Annotated in this window: 1 tRNA gene and 3 rRNA genes; all 4 read right to left on the bottom strand. The window is 49.3% G+C overall.

Annotation, left to right across the window (positions count from 1 at the left end):
• Positions 1-165 precede the first annotated feature (165 nt).
• A 5S ribosomal RNA gene (gene rrf, locus ADH90_RS01775) occupies positions 166-281 on the bottom strand.
• Positions 282-358: 77 nt separating this feature from the next.
• Positions 359-3,261: ribosomal RNA gene (locus tag ADH90_RS01770) — 23S ribosomal RNA — on the bottom strand.
• Positions 3,262-3,387: 126 nt separating this feature from the next.
• A tRNA-Ala gene (locus tag ADH90_RS01765) sits at positions 3,388-3,460 on the bottom strand.
• 50 nt (positions 3,461-3,510) lie between these two features.
• Positions 3,511-5,057: ribosomal RNA gene (locus tag ADH90_RS01760) — 16S ribosomal RNA — on the bottom strand.
• Together the 16S, 23S and 5S rRNA genes with 1 tRNA gene alongside form the textbook arrangement of a ribosomal RNA operon.
• Positions 5,058-5,358: the final 301 nt, after the last annotated feature.

Below are 5,358 nucleotides of genomic sequence, written 5' to 3'. Positions count from 1 at the left end.
GATCGAACCGCTGACCCTCTGCTTGTAAGGCAGATGCTCTCCCAGCTGAGCTAAACTCCCAAAGGGTGGAGTCTAGCTCAGCCAACGGTAAGAAACTTCGTTTCTCTCATCCGCCGATTGTAATTTCGATTTCCTCTCAATTACAACTAAGCTAAACTCCCTTTAGCTAAGCGACTTCCTTATCTCACAGGGGGCAACCCCCAACTACTTCCGGCGTTCTAGGGCTTAACTTCTGTGTTCGGCATGGGTACAGGTGTATCTCCTAGGCTATCGTCACTTAACTTTGAGTAATACCTACTCAAAATTGAATATCTATCAAATCTCAAGAAAACCTTAACACTTCGTATTCTCAGTTACTTTGGATAAGTCCTCGAGCTATTAGTATTAGTCCGCTACATGTGTCGCCACACTTCCACTTCTAACCTATCTACCTGATCATCTCTCAGGGCTCTTACTGATATATAATCATGGGAAATCTCATCTTGAGGTGGGTTTCACACTTAGATGCTTTCAGCGTTTATCCCTTCCCTACATAGCTACCCAGCGATGCCTTTGGCAAGACAACTGGTACACCAGCGGTAAGTCCACTCTGGTCCTCTCGTACTAGGAGCAGATCCTCTCAAATTTCCTACGCCCGCGACGGATAGGGACCGAACTGTCTCACGACGTTCTGAACCCAGCTCGCGTGCCGCTTTAATGGGCGAACAGCCCAACCCTTGGGACCGACTACAGCCCCAGGATGCGACGAGCCGACATCGAGGTGCCAAACCTCCCCGTCGATGTGAACTCTTGGGGGAGATAAGCCTGTTATCCCCAGGGTAGCTTTTATCCGTTGAGCGATGGCCCTTCCATACGGAACCACCGGATCACTAAGCCCGACTTTCGTCCCTGCTCGAGTTGTTGCTCTCGCAGTCAAGCTCCCTTATACCTTTACACTCTGCGAATGATTTCCAACCATTCTGAGGGAACCTTTGGGCGCCTCCGTTACCTTTTAGGAGGCGACCGCCCCAGTCAAACTGCCCGTCAGACACTGTCTCCGATAGGGATCACCTATCTGGGTTAGAGTGGCCATAACACAAGGGTAGTATCCCAACAGCGTCTCCTTCGAAACTGGCGTCCCGATCTCTTAGACTCCTACCTATCCTGTACATGTGGTACAGACACTCAATATCAAACTGCAGTAAAGCTCCATGGGGTCTTTCCGTCCTGTCGCGGGTAACCTGCATCTTCACAGGTACTAAAATTTCACCGAGTCTCTCGTTGAGACAGTGCCCAAATCATTACGCCTTTCGTGCGGGTCGGAACTTACCCGACAAGGAATTTCGCTACCTTAGGACCGTTATAGTTACGGCCGCCGTTTACTGGGGCTTCAATTCATACCTTCGAGTTACCTCTAAGCACTCCTCTTAACCTTCCAGCACCGGGCAGGCGTCACCCCCTATACATCATCTTACGATTTAGCAGAGAGCTGTGTTTTTGATAAACAGTTGCTTGGGCCTATTCACTGCGGCTGACATATGTCAGCACCCCTTCTCCCGAAGTTACGGGGTCATTTTGCCGAGTTCCTTAACGAGAGTTCTCTCGCTCACCTGAGGCTACTCGCCTCGACTACCTGTGTCGGTTTGCGGTACGGGTAGAGTATGTTTAAACGCTAGAAGCTTTTCTTGGCAGTGTGACGTCACTAACTTCGCTACTAAACTTCGCTCCCCATCACAGCTCAATGTTATAGAACTAAGCATTTAACTCAATTCACACCTCACTGCTTAGACAGACACTTCCAATCGTCTGCTTTAGTTAGCCTACTGCGTCCCTCCATCACTACATACTCTAGTACAGGAATATCAACCTGTTGTCCATCGGATACACCTTTCGGTCTCTCCTTAGGTCCCGACTAACCCAGGGCGGACGAGCCTTCCCCTGGAAACCTTAGTCTTACGGTGGACAGGATTCTCACCTGTCTTTCGCTACTCATACCGGCATTCTCACTTCTATGCGTTCCAGCGCTCCTCACGGTACACCTTCACCACACATAGAACGCTCTCCTACCATACCTATAAAGGTATCCACAGCTTCGGTAAATTGTTTTAGCCCCGGTACATTTTCGGCGCAGGGTCACTCGACTAGTGAGCTATTACGCACTCTTTGAATGAATAGCTGCTTCTAAGCTAACATCCTAGTTGTCTGTGCAACCCCACATCCTTTTCCACTTAACAATTATTTTGGGACCTTAGCTGGTGGTCTGGGCTGTTTCCCTTTCGACTACGGATCTTAGCACTCGCAGTCTGACTGCCGACCATAATTCATTGGCATTCGGAGTTTATCTGAGATTGGTAATCCGGGATGGACCCCTCACCCAAACAGTGCTCTACCTCCAAGAATCTCTAATGTCGACGCTAGCCCTAAAGCTATTTCGGAGAGAACCAGCTATCTCCAAGTTCGTTTGGAATTTCTCCGCTACCCACAAGTCATCCAAGCACTTTTCAACGTGCCCTGGTTCGGTCCTCCAGTGCGTCTTACCGCACCTTCAACCTGCTCATGGGTAGGTCACATGGTTTCGGGTCTACGACATAATACTAAAGCGCCCTTTTCAGACTCGGTTTCCCTACGGCTCCGTCTCTTCAACTTAACCTCGCATCATATCGTAACTCGCCGGTTCATTCTACAAAAGGCACGCTCTCACCCATTAACGGGCTCGAACTTGTTGTAGGCACACGGTTTCAGGTTCTATTTCACTCCCCTCCCGGGGTGCTTTTCACCTTTCCCTCACGGTACTGGTTCACTATCGGTCACTAGGGAGTATTTAGGGTTGGGAGATGGTCCTCCCAGATTCCGACGGGATTTCACGTGTCCCGCCGTACTCAGGATACTGCTAGGTACAAAGACTATTTTGAATACGAGGCTTTCACTCTCTTTGGCTGATCTTCCCAAATCATTCTCCTATAATCTTTGAGTCCACATTGCAGTCCTACAACCCCGAAGAGTAAACTCTTCGGTTTGCCCTTCTGCCGTTTCGCTCGCCGCTACTAAGGCAATCGCTTTTGCTTTCTCTTCCTGCAGCTACTTAGATGTTTCAGTTCACTGCGTCTTCCTCCTCATATCCTTAACAGATATGGGTAACAGGTAGTACCTGTTGGGTTCCCCCATTCGGAAATCCCTGGATCATCGCTTACTTACAGCTACCCAAGGCATATCGTCGTTTGTCACGTCCTTCTTCGGCTCCTAGTGCCAAGGCATCCACCGTGCGCCCTTATTAACTTAACCTTATTTTTTTGACCTTTCAGTCATAAACTCTTTATTAATACTACAGCGTTTTCGGTTTATTTTCTTGTTACTATTTGATATAGATATTCAATTTTCAATGTGCATTACTTGGTGATCTCTCACCAATGGAGCCTAGCGGGATCGAACCGCTGACCTCCTGCGTGCAAAGCAGGCGCTCTCCCAGCTGAGCTAAGGCCCCACAAGACCTCTCAAGACTAAACAAGACCAATGTGCATTCCTTATCCTTAGAAAGGAGGTGATCCAGCCGCACCTTCCGATACGGCTACCTTGTTACGACTTCACCCCAATCATCTATCCCACCTTAGGCGGCTGGCTCCTATAAGGTTACCTCACCGACTTCGGGTGTTACAAACTCTCGTGGTGTGACGGGCGGTGTGTACAAGGCCCGGGAACGTATTCACCGCGGCGTGCTGATCCGCGATTACTAGCGATTCCGACTTCATGTAGGCGAGTTGCAGCCTACAATCCGAACTGAGACTGGCTTTAAGAGATTAGCTTGTCGTCACCGACTTGCGACTCGTTGTACCAGCCATTGTAGCACGTGTGTAGCCCAGGTCATAAGGGGCATGATGATTTGACGTCATCCCCACCTTCCTCCGGTTTATTACCGGCAGTCTCGCTAGAGTGCCCAACTGAATGATGGCAACTAACAATAGGGGTTGCGCTCGTTGCGGGACTTAACCCAACATCTCACGACACGAGCTGACGACAACCATGCACCACCTGTCACCTCTGTCCCGAAGGAAAACTCTATCTCTAGAGCGGTCAGAGGGATGTCAAGACCTGGTAAGGTTCTTCGCGTTGCTTCGAATTAAACCACATGCTCCACCGCTTGTGCGGGCCCCCGTCAATTCCTTTGAGTTTCAACCTTGCGGTCGTACTCCCCAGGCGGAGTGCTTAATGCGTTAGCTACGGCACTAAACCCCGGAAAGGGTCTAACACCTAGCACTCATCGTTTACGGCGTGGACTACCAGGGTATCTAATCCTGTTTGCTCCCCACGCTTTCGAGCCTCAGCGTCAGTTACAAGCCAGAGAGCCGCTTTCGCCACCGGTGTTCCTCCATATATCTACGCATTTCACCGCTACACATGGAATTCCACTCTCCCCTCTTGCACTCAAGTTAAACAGTTTCCAAAGCGTACTATGGTTAAGCCACAGCCTTTAACTTCAGACTTATCTAACCGCCTGCGCTCGCTTTACGCCCAATAAATCCGGACAACGCTCGGGACCTACGTATTACCGCGGCTGCTGGCACGTAGTTAGCCGTCCCTTTCTGGTAAGATACCGTCACAGTGTGAACTTTCCACTCTCACACTCGTTCTTCTCTTACAACAGAGCTTTACGATCCGAAAACCTTCTTCACTCACGCGGCGTTGCTCGGTCAGACTTCCGTCCATTGCCGAAGATTCCCTACTGCTGCCTCCCGTAGGAGTCTGGGCCGTGTCTCAGTCCCAGTGTGGCCGATCACCCTCTCAGGTCGGCTATGTATCGTCGCCTTGGTGAGCCGTTACTTCACCAACTAGCTAATACAACGCAGGTCCATCTGGTAGTGATGCATTTGCACCTTTCAAGCAGATATCATGCAATATCTACTGTTATGCGGTATTAGCTATCGTTTCCAATAGTTATCCCCCGCTACCAGGCAGGTTACCTACGCGTTACTCACCCGTTCGCAACTCATCCGGAGAAGCAAGCTCCTCCTTCAGCGTTCTACTTGCATGTATTAGGCACGCCGCCAGCGTTCGTCCTGAGCCAGGATCAAACTCTCATTAAAAGTTTGAGTTCTCACTCATTTCTGTCACTGACAGATTTATTGTTTTTTTCATTGTTCAGTACTACAACTTCAGTTGTAGTGCCCTGCACATTGGTTCGTCTTGTTCAGTTTTCAAAGGTCTTTGTCACTCACTTCTCTCAAGTGACAACTATATTAGTATATCACAGCCGCTTTCGCTTGTCAACACTTTTTTGAAACTTTTTTTAATTTTTTTCATCTAGTGTTTCATCTGTAACATACCATAGTCCGTACGGGATTCGAACCCGTGTTACCGCCGTGAAAAGGCGGTGTCTTAACCCCT

The organism is Streptococcus pseudopneumoniae (genome assembly GCF_001073085.1).
GTDB lineage: Bacteria > Bacillota > Bacilli > Lactobacillales > Streptococcaceae > Streptococcus > Streptococcus pseudopneumoniae_M.
Note: the sequence above shows the minus strand (reverse complement) of the source record. Positions and strands in the feature narration are given on the sequence as shown.